We start from the raw sequence: 17,661 nt of genomic DNA, 5'->3' as shown, positions 1-17,661 counted from the left end.
TCTGATCCCCCGGGGGGCCTCAGACTGGAGGCTTATTCAACACTGCACAGGAGGATCATGTATGGTATCAGGTGGTCTGGCTCTTTTCTTTCTTGTTCTTGCCGTGGCGCTCTTGATTGTGCTCACGGCCAGGGTGAAGTTGAACGCCTTTCTGGCGCTTCTCATCGTGGCCTACGCCTACGGTATGGCTATCGGACTCCCGCCTCTGGAGATCATTAACCACATTCGCGGGGGCTTTGGGGGAACCCTGGGGTACATCGGTATTGTCATTATCGCAGGAACCATCATGGGTACGGTCCTGGAAAAAACCGGGGCGGCCTATTCCATGACCAACGCGATTCTCAAGGTGGTGGGGAAGAAACGATCCCCCCTGGCCATGAGCATGGCGGGCTATGTAGTCTCAATTCCCGTATTCTGCGACTCGGGTTACGTCATTCTTTCGCCCCTGAACAAGGCTTTGGCCAAGGAGACGGGGCAGTCCATGGCCGTTATGGCCGTGGCCCTGGCCACGGGGCTCTATGCCACCCACACCATGGTTCCTCCCACGCCGGGACCGATCGCGGCTGCCGGTATTGTGGGGGCAGATCTTGGGGCCGTCATCGGTCTGGGATTGCTGGTCTCCATTCCGGCGATGCTGGCAGGGTACATCTGGGCGGTGAAGTTCGCCTGCAAATACAAAATTGAGCCCAAGCTCGCCGAGGATTACGAGACGATCAAGGCAAAATACGGGGACCTTCCCTCGACGTTTCTCTCGTTTCTGCCCCTCCTGGTGCCGATTGCACTGATTCTTCTGAAATCTCTGGCCGAGTTTCCCACGAAACCCCTGGGCGAGGGCGGGTTTGCCACGTTCCTGCGCTTTGTGGGTGATCCCGTAACGGCCCTGATCATCGGTGTGCTCCTGTCGTTCCTTCTGGTGAAGAAGGAGGCCCTCACCGAAGCGATCAACGACTGGAGTGCCGAGGGAATCCGCAACGCCGCCCTCATTCTGGCGATCACCGGTGCCGGAGGAGCCTTTGGCCGGGTCCTTCAAAATTCGCCCATGGTGGACTTCATTGAGAACAACCTTGCAACCCTTCCCCTGGGAATTTTCCTGCCCTTCATTATCTCGGCGGCAATCAAATCAGCCCAGGGCTCTTCCACCGTGGCGATTATCACCACAGCCTCGATCATGGCGCCCTTGCTGGCCGGTCTTGGACTGAACCCGGCCCTGACAGTTATTGCCATTGGTGCCGGAGCCATGGTTGTCTCCCACGCCAACGACTCCTATTTCTGGGTTGTCTCGCAGTTCTCCGATATGGAGGTCAGTACGGCCTACAAGACCTACACCACGGCAACGCTGGTTGAAGGGTCTGTGGCGTTCGCCCTGGTGGCGGTTTTGTCCTTCATCGTCTAGGATTTAGTTTTCCCATTGTGGCGGGGTGCCCCTCGGGGCGCCCCTGATTTTTCAAGGAACAGGGAACACGGAACACGGAACACGTAATGAAACGCCTTTTTTCCCGTCTGCGGACGAAGTATCTGGAACGAACCGGTCTGAACGCCTACGCCCTTGGGCGGCACGCCGAGGCCGAGCGTTCTTTTCTCGCTCTCCTGGCTCTTGACGGCGATCGCCCCGGAGTTCGCCATAATCTTGGCCTGGCGTTCCTTGCGCAGGAGAAGTTCTCCCAGGCGGAGGAGCTCTTCCTTCACGAGCTTTCCCGCCTGGGTGACCATTTTCCGCGCCTTCGGGTTCTGGGCGATCTCTATTATCAGTGGGGAAAACCCCATCAGGCAGCAGAGATGTACCAGAGGTCTCTGGACGAGGACTGTCCCCGGCAGGATCGGGCTTTCCTGGAGATGCGCTGCGAGATATGCCGGGATCCCGAGCGGTTCCACCAGGCCCGGCTCTCCCGTGAGAGCTATCTTCGGGGAAACCGGGCCATGGAAGAGGGTGATATCCCGGGAGCCCGGCAGGCTCTGGACGAGGCTCTTCGTCTGGACCCGAGCAACGTACCGGCCTGGAACAATCTGGGCACGCTTCTGCTCAATCATTGCCAGGACCCTGCCGGGGCAGCCGAGGCCTTCCGGGAGGGCCTTCGACTACAGCCGGTTCCCTGGCTTCAGGCGAACCTGGAAAAGGCCCTCGGCACATCGGATCCCCCAGGGAGAAGCAAAGCAAGAACCAGCAAAGGAACGGCAGAATGAGCAACCTTCAGAGGACCGCGTACTTTTCGCACGCCCGGGCAGAAGCGGTCGCCCGGGCCGCCCTGGATCGGGTTGATCCGGTTCGGCTGATCACCCGAAGCCTCCGGCTTCAGGACAATCTGCTCGTGATCGAGGCCGAGGGGCTGACCCGCACCTTCGATCTGGCCCGGTTCGACGAGATAATGGTGGTGGGGGCCGGAAAAGCGGGCGCTTCCATGGCTCGGGGGCTTGAGGAGGTTTTGGGAGACCGGATATCCCGGGGGCTGGTCTCCATCAAGTACGGCCACCGCCTGGAGGGTGCGCCCGAGTTGATCCCCTTGATCGAGGCGGGCCACCCTGTGCCCGACGAGAAAAGCCTTCAGGCGGCCCGGGAGATCGCCCGCCTCGTCGGGGAAGCCGGTGAACGGACCCTCTGCATCACCCTCATCTCGGGCGGAGGAAGTTCCCTCCTCACGCTTCCCGGCGGAACGGAGGACGGGACCCTGTCTCTGGAAGATATCCAGGCCACCACGAGCTTGCTTCTGGGCGCAGGAACCCCCATCGGGGAGATAAATTGTGTCCGAAAGCACCTCTCGGGGATTTCGGGGGGGCGGTTCTGCCGCATGGCGGCACCGGCAACGGTGGTGGCCCTGATTCTTTCCGACGTGGTGGGAGATGATCCGGGAAGCATCGCCTCGGGGCTGGCCGCTGCGGACCCAACCACCTTTCACGACGCCTGGGAGATCTGCCAGCGCTACGGCATTGCCGGGAACCTCCCCCGGGCGGTACAAGGGGTCTTGCAGGCAGGAAAAGAAGGTGCTTTGGAAGAAACGCCCAAGCCGGGGGACCCCATTTTCGGGACGGTCCATCCCGTGCTTCTGGGGACAAACCGGATCGCTCTGGAGGCCGCCCGGAGACAGGCCCTGGATGCGGGGTATAACACCCGGGTACTCACCAGTCGTCTCACCGGCGAAGCCCGGGAGATTGCCCGGGTCTTTACCGCTCTGGCCGCCGAGATTGTCCAGGGCCGGGGTTTCCTGGAGAGACCGGCCTGCATCCTGGCCGGGGGCGAGACCACAGTGACCCTCCGGGGATCGGGAAAGGGAGGCCGCAACCAGGAGATGGCCCTGGCCGTACTTGCCGAGATGGCCGCCTCTCCCGGGGAGTACCAGGGTGTTACCTTTCTCTCGGCGGGCACCGACGGTACCGACGGCCCCACCGATGCTGCCGGAGCCTGGGCCTCGCCCGATCTTGCCGGGGCCGGTGATATTCCTGACCTGCAGAAGGCCCTGGCCGAAAACGATTCCTACCACCTCTTTGAGCGCCTGGGCGGGCTCTATATCACGGGGCCCACCAATACCAACGTCTGCGACATCCAGATTCTTCTGGTTGAGTAAGACCTCCGGCCAGGGTGGCGGCCGGGGGGCCCCGGCGGGGGCGCCGGGAGAACCTTACCCCTGAAGCTTTTCCACCATCCTGGCGGCGACGCTCCGGGGCACAAGGCGGGAGGAGAAGACGCTTGCCTTGTTGAATACTCCGGGCACCACCAGGATTTTTCGCCGGAAAAAGCCGTCCACGCCCGTCCGGGCCACGACTTCGGCCGGCAGGGTTGCTTTCCTGAGAATCCAGGATTGGTGCATTCCTGACCGTTTCTGAAACTCCGAGACCGTGGGCCCCGGGCATAGAGCAGTCACGGTGAGGCCCGCCCCTGCCGTTTCCCGGGCAAGGGCGTGGCTGAAGGAGACCACGAAGGCCTTGGAGGCGTAGTAGCTCGCCATGAGGGGACCCGGCAAAAATCCTGCCGTGGAGGCCACATTCATAACCCCTCCCTTGCGGCGGGCAACCATGGCAGGCAGGAAGAGCCGGGTCAGGGCGACCAGGGCCGAGATATTCACCTGAAGGAGTTTCTCCCCATCTTCCGGGGGAATCGAGAGGAAAGGGCCGTAGAGGCCGAAGCCCGCATTGTTTATCAGAATGTGCGGAGAAATCCCCCGATCATCCAGGGCCGTGGCGATACGGAGGGGCGCTCCTTTGTCGGAGAGATCCTCGGCCAGATCCAGCACGGGGAGGCCGAAGGACTCCTTCAAACTCCGGGCTGCCGCCGCCAGAGGCTCCGGGTCCCGAGCGGTTACTACCAGGGGATACCCCCGGCGGGCAAACTCCCGGGCCAGGGCAAAACCTATGCCCCGCGATGCCCCCGTTATCAAGACGTGTCCCTTCTGATCCATGGCTGCTCCCTCCTTTCAGATACTCTGGGTCAGGCCCTGTTTCAAGATAGGTGTTTTTCACCCTGCCGGAAACTCCCCGGGCCCGAAAACTCGATCTTGACAGCTCCCTGTTCCGATGTTTTAATTAATTCAATGAATGAATCAATTAAGGAGGTTCTCATGAGACACGTCACCTCAACGCGGAGAAGTCTGGTGGTGCTGATTGCGTGCACGCTTCTTCTTCCGGCGGTGCTTCAGGCCGGTGGCCAAAAAGAGGACGACGGCCGGGTTGTCCTCACCACATACCTGCAGAAAGATCCGGCAAATCCCCAGTTTGAGGGGCATAACGCCGTTATGGAGGCTTTTGCCGAGGCCCATCCCCACATTACCTTTCGCCACGAGTACGCCACGGGCGAGGCCTTTCACCAGAAGTTTCAGGCCATGGCCGCCTCGGGGCGCCTGCCCGATCTCTTTACCACCTACGTGGGAAAGCGCACGGCCTATATCACCGAAACGGGAAAGGTTCTTGATCTGCGACCCCACCTGGATCAGGAGTTTCTCGATGGTTTCACCCCCGCTGCCTGGGAACCCCAGGGGCCGGAGGGAGAGATCTACACGGTTCCCCCCTCCATGGCGGTATGTCACGTGATGTACGCCAATACGGCCATTATGGATGAGCTGGGCCTGACCTTTCCCGAGACCTATCAGGAGCTGCTGGATCAGGTGGAGACGATCCGCCGGGCCGGATACTATCCCATCTCTCTGGGGAACCGTGATCAGTGGCCCATGAACTCCTGGCTCCTGAGTGTTCTGGTGGATCGCCTGGGTGGCCAGGAGTGGTTCCACGATGCCATGAGCGGCCAGGCGGCGTTCACCGATCGTCCCTTCGTGCGAGCCCTGGAGATCATCCAGGAGATGGTGGAGAAAAATGTCTTCAGCCCCGGCGTGAACCAGATGTCCAACCCCGAGGCAAACCAGGAGTTCTATCAGGGTCGTTCGGTATACCTGATCGACGCCGGCTGGCGTACCTCGGCCATGACCAACATCCTGGACATACCACAACAGGAAGCGATTTATCTGGGAACCTTTCCCCGTGTTGACGGCTCTGTTCGTCATGGTTCCAGCGCAGCCGTCCCCTCGGAGGGGTTCGGGCTGAACGTGAACCTTCCCCAGGACCCCCGAAAACTGGAGGCTGCCCTGGAGTTCATCCGGTTTTATAAAGGCCTCCAGGGTGCGGCTATCAGGCTTCAGCACGGGGAGGTTCCCTCCTACACCCTGGACTACGACGACTTCGATCTGCCCCTGCTTCAGCGGGCCTACGCGGATTTTCAGGTAAACACCCCCATGGGGTACGTCATAGACGCCAAGATGGACGGTGAGGGCATGGGAATCCTGAACCCGGCGATCCAGGCGATGATGTTCGGAAATGTGAGTCCTGCCAACGTGGCCCGAAGCTACGAGGAGTGGGTTGCCGCCAACGATTCCAGCCGGGTGGGCAACTAACCCGGGTTCGATGCCACCAGGAGCGCCTCCCGGGCCCCTTCGTCCCGGGAGCTGCTCTTCGTGGTTCACCACGATTCACCACAAGTCAGCACGAGTCAGAGCGAGAAGGATTACAGGAGACGAGGCATGGTCGAGACCAGAGACAAGCGGGCGAGTTACTACCTGTTGCTGTTCCCAGCGCTGGTGATCTACCTCTCGGTGATTATCTTTCCCATCGGATTGAGCGGGCTTCTCTCGTTCACACGGTGGAGGAACTTTGTCCTCACCGGATTTGTGGGGTTCGATAACTATCTGGTGATCCTGCGGGATCCCGAGTTTCACCGGGCCCTGTGGAACAATGTTCAGATCATGCTCACCTCCGTTCTGGGCCAGATACCCCTGGGAATACTTCTGGCGTATCTTCTTTTTCGCAAGCTTGTGCGTGGCACGAGGTTCTTCGAGATGATCATTTTTTTGCCCATCACGATCTCGGCGGTGGTGGTGGCCCTCCTGTGGAACCGCATCTTTTCGCCCGTTGGCCTCTATACCAACATGGTGCGGGTTCTCACGGGAAATCCCGATTACGTGGTGCGCATCTTCGAGAACCAGGACTGGGCCATGGTGCCCATTCTGGTAGTACTCTTGTGGATGCACACCAGTCTCTACATGGTGATGTTCCTTGCAAACATGCAGCGCATTCCCTCATCCACCATAGAGGCCGCCAAACTCGACGGAGCGGGGGAGTTTACGATCCTCACCCAGGTGGTGGTACCCTCCCTGGCGAACGTTCTTTTCATCAGCTCTATCTTCGCCATTTCGGGGAGCTTCAAGAGTTTTGACCTGGTCTTTGCCATGACCGGGGGCGGCCCGGTGAACTATACCAGTGTCATGTCGATCTACCTCTATCGACACACCTTCACGTTCAATAATTTCGGGTACGGCAGTGCCGTCTCGGTTATCATGGTGGTGATCAGCGTAGGGCTTATTACCCTGGCCCGCTGGATCTACGGCCGGTTTCAGAAGAAATATGACTAGGGAGAGCGCTATGAAACCGATGAATCAGGATATGTCCCGGGGCTGGCGCCTCTTTGCGTATGTGTTCTTGCTCACCTTCACGGTGATAACCCTCTTTCCCCTGATCTGGATGCTCTATTCATCCTTCAAGCTTCAGGGCGAGATCATGTTTCATCCCCTGGGCTGGCCCCGGGACCCCACGCTGAAGAACTATCACGATGCCTGGCGCATGGGAAACATGGGCGTTGCCGCGATGAACAGCGTAATCTATACAGGCTTCGGTACCTTTTTTACGGTTCTCTTCTCGCTGGCGGCAGGCTTCGCCCTGACCAAGTTCGGCTACTCGTCGGCCAGGGTATATTTCGGGGTCTTTACCCTGGGGCTGCTTATCACGGTGAACGCTGTTATCACGCCGCTTTTCATCATGCAAACCCGAATTGGCCTCTACGATACCCGGATCGGTGTGATTCTTCCCTACATCGCCTTTGGTTTGCCCATGGCGGTGCTTCTTGCCTGCTCCTACATCCGGGGCATACCCGATTCGCTGGTGGAGGCCGCCGTGATAGATGGCGCCACCTACGTGCAGGTCTTTTTCCGGATCATTATCGTGGTGGCCTCGCCGGTAATGGCCACCATCGCGGTTCTGACCTTCCTCAGAAACTGGAACGAGTTTATCCTGGTCTTCATTCTGACCAGCGGGGAGTCCATGAGAAGCCTCCCTGTGGCGATTAATTCCTTCGCCGGGCGGCTGAACGTGAACTACGGGATGCAGTTTGCAGCTCTGGTGATCGGGACAGTTCCCATGATCCTTTTTTATATTGGTGCCCATAATTTGTTGATCAGTGGTTTTGGCGAAGGCGCCTTGAAAGAGTAAATAACATAGAATGCAACGACAGGAGTGCTTGAATGAAATCAGAACGTAAAGTGAAGGTCGAGGTTTGTCTTGATTCGGTAGAATCAGCGGTGCGGGCCCAGGTTGGCGGTGCTGACCGGGTTGAGTTGTGCGACAATTTGTTTGAGGGGGGAACCACCCCCAGTGCCGGTTCCATCCGGGTAACGCGCCGGAGCATCGATATCGGGTTGCAGGTGATCATTCGCCCCCGGGGCGGGGATTTCCTCTACTCTCCCCGGGAGTTCGAGGTGATGCGGGAAGACGTTATCATGGCCCGGGAGGAGGGCGCTGACGGAGTTGTTCTGGGAATACTGACCGCCCGGGGGGAGGTGGATCAGGAGCGGAACGCCGAGCTTCTGGAGCTGGCGCGTCCCATGAACGTGACCTTCCACCGTGCCTTCGATATGGTCCAGGATCCCTTCGCCGCGCTGGAAACAATCATCTCCCTGGGATTCGACAGAATCCTCTCTTCCGGCCAGGAGGCGTCGGTCCTGGAGGGGGCTTCGCGGTTGAGGGACCTGGTGAAACGGGCCGGTGACCGAATCATCATTATGCCCGGGGCCGGGATCACGCCTCGCAATATTGGCCTTCTTGCCGGGATGATCGGAGCCCGGGAGTATCACATCGCGGCCAACCGGGATGAGGAAAGCGCCATGACCTATCGCCCGGGCCATGTTTTCATGGGAGGACAGTTGCGGCAGCCCGAGTTTGTCTCTACCTTCACCGATGAAAGCCAGGTGTCCGATATCTGTCGCACCCTGGAATAGCTCAACATGAAACCCGGGGGTACGATGAAACTGGTAGGAAACAGTCGATATCAGAAAGCTGCCAACGGCTCGCTGTTGCTGGACTTTCTGCGCAGAAGCGGCGGCGCCTCCCGGCGCAGAATCTCCCGGGAGCTGGGACTCCAGCCCTCCACGGTGACCTATATCGTCAACCGCCTGCTTCAGGCGGGGCTTGTGGTGGAGAGCGGTTTTGGCGGGAATGACCCTGCTGATTCTTCCGATGAGCCTGCCCGGGGCAGCGGTCGCAGAGCAACCCGGATCGTGATCAACCCCACCTACGGAGCGGTGATCGGGCTGGATCTCCAGGCAGATTACTACAAAGCCCTGGTAACCGATATTGCCGGAGAGGAGATCGTCTGCGTCCATCGCGAGTACCACGCCGCTGCAGCGGGCTTTGAAGCGCTTTTTTCGTCGGTCCTTGCCGAGGTGGAGAGCCGCATTCCCCGGAATATGCCCGTTTTGGGGGCCGGGGTGGCGATCCCTGGCGTGGTAGACCCCGAGGGGCCTGTGATCGAGGAATGCTGGTCCCATAATCTCACCGGGGCACACCTGGGAGAGTTCCTGGCCAGGACTTTTTCCTATCCGGTGCTCATGGAAAACGACGCAAACTGCTGCGCCTGGAAAACTCTTTGGTACGACAGCCGGGACGAAGACGATTCCTTTGTATATCTCTTGCCCCGTTTTCACCGGCAGGAGCTTTTGCCCGAGGGATATCCCTCGGTGGGTGTGGGTTTGGGGTTGGTCTATAACGGGACAATTTATAACGGCTTTACCCGCCGGGCCGGGGAGTTCCGCAGTCTCTTCTTCGAAGAAAGCGGCAACGTACCCGGTCAGATCGCCCTCACACCCCTGGAGATGAACAGGGTTTCCCGGGACGCCGGGATTCGCAGAAAGCTGGTGGTGGAACTCCTGCGGACCCTGATTCTTTTCATGCACATCAGCAACCCCCGGGCACTCTTTGTGGGAGGCGATCTTTCATCCGAAGGTGACCTGATCCGGCGCGTCCTGGAAGAAGACCTCCGCCAGGAGTGGGACGCCCTTGCCCGTAGCGGTGTCCAGGTGGAGGTCCTGGGCAATGCCGAGTACGACGCCGCCCGGGGTGCTGCTGCTGCAGTCCTGGACACACTCTATTCCATACCCCGTATTGGCGGCAGGGAACAGGATGCCAGAATCTGGCGGTCTCTGCTGACCAACTTGATTGACTAACCCTGAAAATATCAGGGCAAAGGCCCTGCCGAGGAGGATAAGGATGAAAACCATGCGTGTTCTTGTGGGTGGAATCCACCACGAGTCGAATACCTTCAACCCCATTATTACGGGGGCTGAGGATTTCTCCCTCCAGCGGGGTGACGAGATCTTTGGCGTTCTCAACGACGATGACAGTATCAGCGGAATCATCAAAACCCTTCAGACCGAGGGGTTCCAGGTGGAGCCGATCCTGATGGCCCGGGCTGTCCCTAACGGGGTGGTCTCCCGGGAGTTTTACCTCTCGGTGAAAGAGGAATTTCTTCAGCGAGCCCGGAAAGCCCGTGAGTCCTCTCTCATCGACGGGATTGCCCTGTCTCTCCACGGCTCCATGCGGGTTGAGGGGATCGGTGACGCCGAGGGGGATCTGCTGGAGGCGCTTCGGGAAATTTTCCCCCATACGCCGCTTTCGGCCTCTCTGGATATGCACGCCACCGTCACGGAACCCATGGTACGGTGTCTTGATGCTGTGGTGGGGTATAAACAGGCACCCCATACGGACTGCTTCGAGACGGGGGAGCATGCGGCGCGCATGCTTGTTGCCATGCTGCGCCAGGGCGTGAGGCCCGTCATCGGCTGGTGCAAGCTCCCCCTGATTATCGCCGGAGAGAAAACCGAGACCAGCGTGGAACCAATGCGGGGGCTGATCGAACTTCTGCGGGAGCGGGAACAGCAGCCGGGCGTAATGGCGCTCTCCTATCTTCTGGGGTTTCCCTGGGCGGACTGTCCGGAAAACGGAGTCTCGGCCCTGGTGGTGATGGAAGAATCCAGCGTTGCGGCCCGGGCCGAGGCGGAGGATCTGGCCCGGGCCTTCTGGCAGGAACGAAAAAACTTCCGGTTTCACACCGACAGCTATCCCCCCGGGGAGGCTCTGGAGGCTGCCCTGGCGGCTGCCAGAGAGGGAGCGTGGCCTGTGTATCTCTCCGATTCCGGTGATAACCCCACAGCTGGTTCTTCTGCCGACTGCACGGGCTTTCTCGGGCAGATTCTTGAGTACGAGCCCTTCAGCCACCTGGAGACACCTCTTCTTTATGCGGGGATCTACGACCCTCCGGCAGTGGAACGGTGTCTCCAGGCCGGAGTGGGGGCCAGGCTGGAACTTGCCCTGGGAGCCCGGTTCGATCAGGTCACATCGAAGCCCCTTCGCCTGGAGGTAGAGGTCCTTTCCCTTGCGCGAAAGTGGGAGCGCTTTCATACTGATATGGTGATGGTCCGGGCCGGGTTCGTGGAGCTGATTCTGGTCTCCAACCACATCGGCTTTGTAACCCCCCGGATGTTCGAAGCGCTGAACAGGAGGGTCGAGGACTACGCGGTGATCGTGGTGAAACTGGGATATCTGACAGATCCCCACAAGCGGTGCGCCGCCCGCACGATCATGGCCCTGACACCGGGGAGCAGCAACGAGGTGCTGGAGACGCTCCCCTTCACGGAGCTCTCCCGTCCTGTCTTTCCTCTGGATGCGGAGATTGATCACACACCCCGGGGTGAAGCCTTTGGCCCCTCTTTTCCGGGGGGCCAGGACACCCTCTGAGAGGAACCCTGTTGCACGGGCACCCCTCCGAAGGAGAACAGACCATGACGAAGGCGGAAACGATCCAGTTCTTGCGGAACCTGGAGCTCTTTCGGGAGCTTCAGGAGGATGAGTTCGAGACGCTTCTTCGCTTCACCGAAGAGCGGCGATACGCTCCGGGAGAGTTTCTTTTTCGTCAGAACGCACCCCGAACAAACGTCTTTGTTATCTGTCGGGGCGGCGTGGAGCTGGTGAAACAGAGCGCCCTGGGCAGCGAGACCCGGCTCAGTTATTTCAGCACCGGTGATTTCCTGGGGGAGAGCGCCTGGGGGAGCACCTCTCCTCACTCCACCTCGGGCCGGGCCGTGGTGGATACCCTGGTTCTCATCGTTCACCGGGGGTTTCTGTCGGAAAGCCCCCGAGCTACGGTGAAGGTTCTCTCCCAGGTGATCCGGGTCATGGCACGACGCATGCGGGGAGCCACAAACCGGATTATTGACTCCGGAGCACAATACGAATCGGGACGAACCCGTCCCGAGAAGGATCTTTTGGGCGAACGCAACGTTCCCTACGAGGCCTATTATGGAATACAGACCCTGCGGGCGTTGGAAAACTTTAACATCAGCGGAATATCCCTCAGCTTTTACCCCCTGATCATCAGCTCTCTGGCCATGGTGAAGGAGGCTGCGGCCAGGGCAAACCGCGATCTGGGCCTCCTTGACTCGGTGCGTTCTGCGGCGATCATCGCCGCCTGCCGGGAGATCACCAACGGAAAGCTCCACCCCCATTTTACGGTGGATATGATTCAGGGCGGGGCTGGAACCTCCACAAACATGAACGCCAACGAGGTGATCGCCAACCGGGCGCTGGAGCTTCTGGGGCACCGCCGGGGGGAATATCGCTATTGTCACCCCAACAATCATGTAAACCTCTCGCAGTCCACCAATGACGCCTATCCCACGGCGGTGAAGATAGCTCTGGTGCGGGGTAACGAGCCCTTTCTCCAGGTTTTACGGGAGCTGATTGGATCCTTCCGTCGCAAGAGCGAGGAATTTGCCGGGGTGATCAAGATGGGCCGCACCCAATTGCAGGATGCCGTTCCCATGACGCTGGGCCAGACCTTCGAGGCCTATGCGGTAACGCTGGAAGAGGAAATACTCCGGCTCCAGGAGAACGCCCGCCTTTTTCTGGAGGTCAACCTGGGGGGAACCGCCATTGGCACGGGAATAAACGCTGATCCGGCCTACGCCAACCTGGTGATACGCCATCTGCGGGAGATCTCGGGCCTTGAGGTGGTCAAGGCAGATAATCTGGTCGAGGCAACCCAGGACACGGGATCCTTCGTGATGTACTCCATGGCCGTAAAGCGTCTGGCGATCAAGCTCAGCAAGATCTGCAACGATCTGCGGCTGCTTTCCTCGGGGCCTCGGGCTGGTTTCGGGGAAATAAACCTGCCCCCCCTCCAGGCCGGTTCCTCGATCATGCCCGGCAAGGTGAATCCTGTGATCCCCGAGGTGGTGAACCAGATCGCTTTCAAGGTAATGGGGAACGATCTCACCGTGAGCATTGCCGCCGAGGCGGGGCAACTGGAGCTGAATGTGATGGAGCCCGTGATCGTCCAAAGTCTTGTCCAGTCCGTGGAGATGCTGAAAAACGGCATGATGACCCTGAAAGTCCGCTGTATCGACGGGATCACGGCGAACGAGGACCATTGCAGGCAGACCGTACTCAACAGTATCGGTCTGGTTACGGCCCTGACTCCGGTCCTGGGGTACGAGCGGTGCAGCGTCCTCGCCAGGGAGGCCCTGGAGCAGAATCGGGGGGTCTATGACCTTGTGCTGGAGCAGGGGCTTCTGGATCGGGAGACCCTGGAAGATCTCTTGAGTCCGGAAGGTATGGTTGATCCGGGCTGCCAGAAAATATTCCGCAAGGACGACCAGCTTTTGTAATCTTCCCGCCCCAGGTCCTGCCACAGTTTCCCGGCAAGTGTGTTAGTATTTGGGGAAGGAACCCTGTTATCCCCAAAGGAGTGATCTGGCATGAGACTGAAGAAAGTAGCCCTCTTTAGCAACGAGTACCCGCCCAACGTCTACGGCGGTGCAGGTGTCCACGTGGAATATCTGAGCAAGGCCCTGGCGGAGTTTGTCCCCGTGGAGGTGCGCTGTTTCGGAGCGCAGGACAGCACCGAGGGGAACCTGAGCGTTCGGGGGTACCAGCCCTGGGACGAGATGGCCTGTAACACGGACCCCCGTTTTACCAGCGCCCTGGGAGCCTTCTCGCGAAGTCTGGCCATGGCCAAGGATACCCTCGATGCCGATGTGGTCCACTGCCACACCTGGTACACCCAGATGGGCGGGCTTCTGGCGGCCAAGCTCTGGGACATTCCCTTTGTCCTGACCACCCACTCCCTGGAGCCCCTTCGGCCCTGGAAAGCCGAGCAGCTGGGTTCTGCCTATCATCTGAGCAGCTGGATGGAGCGCACCGCCATAGAAAACGCCGATGCCGTGGTGGCCGTCTCCAAAGAGACCCGAAACGATATTTTTGCACACTTCGGGGCTGCCGAGGCCAAGACCGAGGTGATTCATAACGGAATCGATCTGGAAGAATACAGAAAAGACCCCTCCACGGAGGCCCTGAAGCGTCATGGCGTCGATCCCGATCGGCCCTACGTACTCTTTGTGGGGCGTATTACCCGCCAGAAAGGAATTATTCACCTGGTGGACGCGATCCCCTGGATCGATCCGGGTATCCAGGTGGTGCTTCTTGCGGGAGCACCCGATACAGACAAGATTGCCCAGGAGATGAACGCCAGCGTTGCCGCTGCCCGAAGCACGCGCTCCGACATTATCTGGATCGATCAGATGCTTCCCCGGGATGAGACGATCCAGTTCTATTCCCATGCAGCGGTGTTCTGCTGTCCCTCGGTCTACGAACCCTTCGGAATTATCAACCTCGAGGCGATGGCCTGCGAGACCGCCGTGGTGGCTTCCCGGGTGGGAGGTATTCCCGAGGTTGTGGTCCCCGACGAGACGGGCCTGCTGGTCGATCTTGATCTGGAACGGGGCACCTTCATTCCCCGGGATCCCGAACAGTTTTCCCGTGATCTGGCTGAGGCGATCAACCGGGTTGCCGGTGACAAGGCCCTGGCCAGGCAGATGGGGCAGGCCGGGCGCCGTCGTGCCGAGGAGCACTTCAGCTGGCGAGCCATCGCCCGGAAAACCCTCAATCTCTACGAGGCTCTTCTGGAGCGGCGGGCCGCCGAGGTCTAGTCCCGGGGGGCTGATCCGGGTACGGGACCGGGGCCAACGGGAAGGACCAGGCCAATGCGTTCCTGGTCCCCCTGGTGGTCCTCCCGGCCAGGTTCCTGCCCCTTGCCGGCGGAGGTGGGGCGGGACGGAAAGAACACCGTTATTCCCAGTCCCGTCAGGAGAGATGCCACCAGGATCAGGGCGATAGCCAGAGGAATGACCGCTGTAGAGAAGGTATCAGTGGCGGCCCCCACCAGGGGCGGCCCGAAGATGCCGCCCAGTCCGCCCCCGGCCATAACCGTGGCGGCGATGCGGGCTGCCCGGGACGGAAAGACCCGCCGTATCCAGGATACCGTGGCAGGGTAGACCGGCCCCAGGAAGAACCCCGTGGCGATATAGGCCAGAGGAGCCGCAGGTTCGAACCGGGCCAGCAGAAACATCCCGGTAGCACACCCCACACTTCCCAGGACCATAAAATGGGGCGCCAGATGGACGCTCAGGGGAACCGCCGCAAGCCGACCGGCGCTCACAGCGAGCCAGACCATGGCCATGGTGGATGCAACAAAAGGCGGTGCGTGGTTTCGTGTGAGGCTTGTGGGTATCCAGTTCGATGCCGAGGCTTCGGCAGCAATATAGAGAGCCAGGAAAACGAGAAAGACCACCGTCCCCGCCAGAGCGGTGCCTGCCCCGGAACGGTCCGTCTCTGCCACGGGGTGATGCTGCCTGAGGCGAAGCGTCATGGCCAGGAGAAGAAGAGCCACCGCTCCTCCCGCAAGGAACGCCAGACGGTGTCCCCCCAGGGAGAGGGAAATCCCTGCCAGAAGGGGCCCCAGGATCGCCCCGATTCCAAAGAACATATTTGTCAGATTGAGGGCTGCCGCGCCCAGGGGGCCAAAGTAATCGTCAATGAAGAGATTAAAGCTCACCAGAGTTCCAAAACCCAGACCCAGCAGAAGCGCCGAGGCCAGGATTCCTCCCCAGCGGCTACTTGTGGCAAAGCCAAAATATCCAGCCGAGAAGATACACGCCCCGGCGATGATTACCGCCTTGAACCCCACGCGCCGCAACACAAAACCCGCCACCAGGACCGCCACGGTGGCTCCAAAAAAGTGGAATGAGGCGATCAGACCCACGGCAGAACCCGAGAGGGAGAGACTCTCGCGAAACCAGGGGTAGAGCGGGCCGTACAGGGCCTGGGATGTTCCAAGGGCAAGAAAAGCCAGAGATGCCGTAAGAAGCAGATACCGCCGATCCTTGTCCCGAAAGAGGTCTCTAAGCGTCATGGGATCATGGTCTATCATAGCTGGCAGGGAAAGGAAAGAGGGAGCCCGGGGTGTCCTGCCTCGGGCCGGGGAGGTCGGGGCCTCAGGAGTGTTCGACTGCGGGAACCGGACCTCAGGCTGGCGCGTCGGGTCGGGGTTCCAGGGTTTTCATCAGCAGAGGGACCCGGGCGTTCATGTGGCGGATCGCCTCGGCGATATTCAGGGCGTAATCGCCCATGTGCTCCAGATGACTGATCACATCCAGCACCAGGAGCTCGCCCTTGAGATCGGCCCCCTGCTGGATTCTGTGGCGGGAGGATTTTTTCAGCACGTTTCTCAGGGCGTTGATTTCTTCCTCCAGTTGTTTTGCCTGGCGCAGATCCTCGTCGCTACCGGGAGTGAGCAACCGCTGATCAACCAGCCCGGTGAAGGCGATTGCCCGCTGGGCGTAGGGTTCCAGCTCCTGAAGCGCCTCGGGGGAGATTTCCAGCTTTTTCCGCTGGCATCGGTCTGCGGCGAGGGCGATGTTGTAGCTGCTGTCGGCAACACTTTCCAGCTCGTCCACGATCCGCAGCAAGGCGATCGCCGCTGCCGTGGTGCTTTCCCGGGAGGCCTGGAAGCCGAAGGAGGCCAGAACGGCCGAGATCTTCTCCTGCATTTGATCGGTGTAGTCCTCGCGCTGTTTCAGACTGAGCAGGTGTTCTTCCGTGACGGCCTCGGGATTCTGAAAGAGCTTCCAGGAGTCGGCGATCATGGATTCCACGATCCGCGACATCTGGACCACCTCGTAGCGCAGCTCCAGCAAATACAGTTCAGGGTGGTTTTCGGCGTAGGCTGTGGGGATTGGCACCTGGTAGGAGCCTTCCAGGGAGGCCGCATCGGCCGTGTCGGGTACCATGCGAACCGCCAGGTTCGCCAGGACCGGTACAAACCAGATGAAAATCGCCGTATTCACCAGGTTGAAACCGGTGTGAAAGAGCGCAAGCTGTGTGGGCAGGAGCCGTGACCCTGCGGCGTAGTGGACAAGGCGCAGGGCCTGGGGGAAGAGAAGAAACATCCAGAGAACTCCCAGGGCGTTAAACACCAGGTGTGCCCGGGCAGCACGGCGCCCGTTTACCGTTCCCCCCATGGCGGCCAGGTTCGCCGTCACGGTGGTCCCGATGTTCTCTCCCAGGATGATTGCTGCGGCCACGGGGAAATCGATCCACCCGGCGTAAGCCATGGTGAGGGTGATCGTTACCGCCGCCGACGAGGACTGAACGATCACCGTGAGAAGGGCTCCTATCCCCACAAAGAGGAGTACCGAAAGCATTCCGCGCCCGGAGAGTGCCGCGATCCGTTCCAGGATCTCGGGGTGAGCGCTTATATCGGGAACAGCGTCCTTGAGAAAGGAAAGCCCCAGAAAAAGCAGACCAAACCCCAGCAGGGTTTCTCCCAGATCGGGCCTGCGCAGGCGCTTGCTGAAGATGAGGATTGCGCCCAGGCCAACTGCGGGCAGGGCTCCCGCCGAGATATCCACGGAGAATCCCAGCAGGGCGATCACCCAGCCTGTGACGGTTGTTCCTATGTTGGCCCCCATAATGGCGCCGATCGCCTGGGTCAGGCTGAGGAGCGAAGCGTTGACAAAGCTGACGATCATCACCGTGGTGGCCGACGAGGACTGAACCAGAACGGTAACGAGGAACCCCGTGAGGACCGCGGCAAAGCGGTTGGCTGTTACATAATTGAGAATGGACTGCAACCGGTCTCCGGCAACGCGTTGGACACCGTCGCTGAGGAGCCGCATTCCATAGACCAGGAGGCCAAGACTTCCAAGAACGTGGAAAAGCTGGTATATCGCCGTCATGGTGTATTCC

At 60.0% G+C, this 17,661-nt stretch carries 14 protein-coding genes; 11 read left to right on the top strand and 3 right to left on the bottom strand.

The window, feature by feature from the left end:
* The first annotated feature begins 61 nt into the window (after nt 1-61).
* The 3 genes from BW950_RS06205 (at nt 62) to BW950_RS06195 (ending at nt 3,557) form a co-directional block, all read left to right on the top strand.
* The gene (locus BW950_RS06205; protein ID WP_076488415.1) at nt 62-1,393 is read left to right on the top strand and encodes a GntP family permease; all 1,332 of its coding nucleotides are present in this window, start codon (nt 62-64) and stop codon (nt 1,391-1,393) included.
* Between the two features lie 86 nt (nt 1,394-1,479).
* Entirely contained in the window at nt 1,480-2,181 is a 702-nt protein-coding gene (locus BW950_RS06200; protein ID WP_076488414.1) for a tetratricopeptide repeat protein, read from the top strand.
* Nucleotides 2,178-3,557: a glycerate kinase type-2 family protein gene (locus tag BW950_RS06195; protein ID WP_076488413.1), complete on the top strand. Its 1,380-nt coding sequence runs from the start codon at nt 2,178-2,180 to the stop codon at nt 3,555-3,557. Before BW950_RS06200 ends, BW950_RS06195 begins: the two co-directional genes overlap by 4 nt.
* A gap of 54 nt (nt 3,558-3,611) precedes the next feature.
* Here the strand turns inward: BW950_RS06195 and BW950_RS06190 are convergent, their stop codons facing one another.
* Nucleotides 3,612-4,388 carry an SDR family NAD(P)-dependent oxidoreductase gene (locus BW950_RS06190; protein WP_076488412.1) on the bottom strand — a complete coding sequence of 259 codons (777 nt, stop codon included), beginning with the start codon at nt 4,386-4,388 and terminating at the stop codon, nt 3,612-3,614.
* Nucleotides 4,389-4,547: 159 nt separating this feature from the next.
* Here BW950_RS06190 and BW950_RS06185 point away from each other — a divergent pair, with 159 nt between their 5' ends.
* The 8 genes from BW950_RS06185 (at nt 4,548) to glgA (ending at nt 14,564) form a co-directional block, all read left to right on the top strand.
* Nucleotides 4,548-5,870 carry an ABC transporter substrate-binding protein gene (locus BW950_RS06185; RefSeq protein WP_076488411.1) on the top strand — a complete coding sequence of 441 codons (1,323 nt, stop codon included), beginning with the start codon at nt 4,548-4,550 and terminating at the stop codon, nt 5,868-5,870.
* 126 nt (nt 5,871-5,996) lie between these two features.
* Nucleotides 5,997-6,884: a carbohydrate ABC transporter permease gene (locus tag BW950_RS06180; protein ID WP_076488410.1), complete on the top strand. Its 888-nt coding sequence runs from the start codon at nt 5,997-5,999 to the stop codon at nt 6,882-6,884.
* A gap of 19 nt (nt 6,885-6,903) precedes the next feature.
* Entirely contained in the window at nt 6,904-7,737 is an 834-nt protein-coding gene (locus BW950_RS06175; RefSeq protein ID WP_076488438.1) for a carbohydrate ABC transporter permease, read from the top strand.
* A 32-nt stretch (nt 7,738-7,769) separates the two neighbouring features.
* Nucleotides 7,770-8,522, top strand: coding sequence for a copper homeostasis protein CutC (locus BW950_RS06170; protein WP_076488409.1), 753 nt, complete (start codon nt 7,770-7,772; stop codon nt 8,520-8,522).
* A 24-nt stretch (nt 8,523-8,546) separates the two neighbouring features.
* Nucleotides 8,547-9,746, top strand: coding sequence for an ROK family transcriptional regulator (locus BW950_RS06165; protein WP_076488437.1), 1,200 nt, complete (start codon nt 8,547-8,549; stop codon nt 9,744-9,746).
* 43 nt (nt 9,747-9,789) lie between these two features.
* Nucleotides 9,790-11,316, top strand: coding sequence for a M81 family metallopeptidase (locus BW950_RS06160; protein ID WP_234969035.1), 1,527 nt, complete (start codon nt 9,790-9,792; stop codon nt 11,314-11,316).
* Between the two features lie 44 nt (nt 11,317-11,360).
* Nucleotides 11,361-13,244, top strand: coding sequence for an aspartate ammonia-lyase (gene aspA / locus BW950_RS06155; protein ID WP_076488408.1), 1,884 nt, complete (start codon nt 11,361-11,363; stop codon nt 13,242-13,244).
* 90 nt (nt 13,245-13,334) lie between these two features.
* The gene (gene glgA, locus BW950_RS06150; RefSeq protein ID WP_076488407.1) at nt 13,335-14,564 is read left to right on the top strand and encodes a glycogen synthase; all 1,230 of its coding nucleotides are present in this window, start codon (nt 13,335-13,337) and stop codon (nt 14,562-14,564) included.
* On the opposite strand, the gene BW950_RS06145 is transcribed toward glgA, so the two are convergent.
* Nucleotides 14,561-15,826: an MFS transporter gene (locus BW950_RS06145; protein WP_159438741.1), complete on the bottom strand. Its 1,266-nt coding sequence runs from the start codon at nt 15,824-15,826 to the stop codon at nt 14,561-14,563. The genes glgA and BW950_RS06145 overlap by 4 nt on opposite strands.
* A 112-nt stretch (nt 15,827-15,938) precedes the next feature.
* A complete protein-coding gene (locus BW950_RS06140; protein WP_076488405.1) occupies nt 15,939-17,651 on the bottom strand; it encodes a Na/Pi cotransporter family protein in 1,713 nt (570 codons plus the stop codon).
* Nucleotides 17,652-17,661: the final 10 nt, after the last annotated feature.

This window comes from Alkalispirochaeta americana, assembly GCF_900156105.1.
Taxonomy (GTDB): domain Bacteria; phylum Spirochaetota; class Spirochaetia; order DSM-27196; family Alkalispirochaetaceae; genus Alkalispirochaeta; species Alkalispirochaeta americana.
This window is presented reverse-complemented; position numbering and strand designations above follow the sequence as displayed.

Coding starts and splice junctions, on each gene's coding strand:
- BW950_RS06205 (WP_076488415.1), top strand. CDS start 62: ATGGTATCAGGTGGTCTGGCTCTTTTCTTTCTTGTTCTTGCCGTGGCG.
- BW950_RS06200 (WP_076488414.1), top strand. CDS start 1,480: ATGAAACGCCTTTTTTCCCGTCTGCGGACGAAGTATCTGGAACGAACC.
- BW950_RS06195 (WP_076488413.1), top strand. CDS start 2,178: ATGAGCAACCTTCAGAGGACCGCGTACTTTTCGCACGCCCGGGCAGAA.
- BW950_RS06190 (WP_076488412.1), bottom strand. CDS start 4,388: ATGGATCAGAAGGGACACGTCTTGATAACGGGGGCATCGCGGGGCATA.
- BW950_RS06185 (WP_076488411.1), top strand. CDS start 4,548: ATGAGACACGTCACCTCAACGCGGAGAAGTCTGGTGGTGCTGATTGCG.
- BW950_RS06180 (WP_076488410.1), top strand. CDS start 5,997: ATGGTCGAGACCAGAGACAAGCGGGCGAGTTACTACCTGTTGCTGTTC.
- BW950_RS06175 (WP_076488438.1), top strand. CDS start 6,904: ATGAATCAGGATATGTCCCGGGGCTGGCGCCTCTTTGCGTATGTGTTC.
- BW950_RS06170 (WP_076488409.1), top strand. CDS start 7,770: ATGAAATCAGAACGTAAAGTGAAGGTCGAGGTTTGTCTTGATTCGGTA.
- BW950_RS06165 (WP_076488437.1), top strand. CDS start 8,547: ATGAAACTGGTAGGAAACAGTCGATATCAGAAAGCTGCCAACGGCTCG.
- BW950_RS06160 (WP_234969035.1), top strand. CDS start 9,790: ATGAAAACCATGCGTGTTCTTGTGGGTGGAATCCACCACGAGTCGAAT.
- aspA (WP_076488408.1), top strand. CDS start 11,361: ATGACGAAGGCGGAAACGATCCAGTTCTTGCGGAACCTGGAGCTCTTT.
- glgA (WP_076488407.1), top strand. CDS start 13,335: ATGAGACTGAAGAAAGTAGCCCTCTTTAGCAACGAGTACCCGCCCAAC.
- BW950_RS06145 (WP_159438741.1), bottom strand. CDS start 15,826: ATGACGCTTAGAGACCTCTTTCGGGACAAGGATCGGCGGTATCTGCTT.
- BW950_RS06140 (WP_076488405.1), bottom strand. CDS start 17,651: ATGACGGCGATATACCAGCTTTTCCACGTTCTTGGAAGTCTTGGCCTC.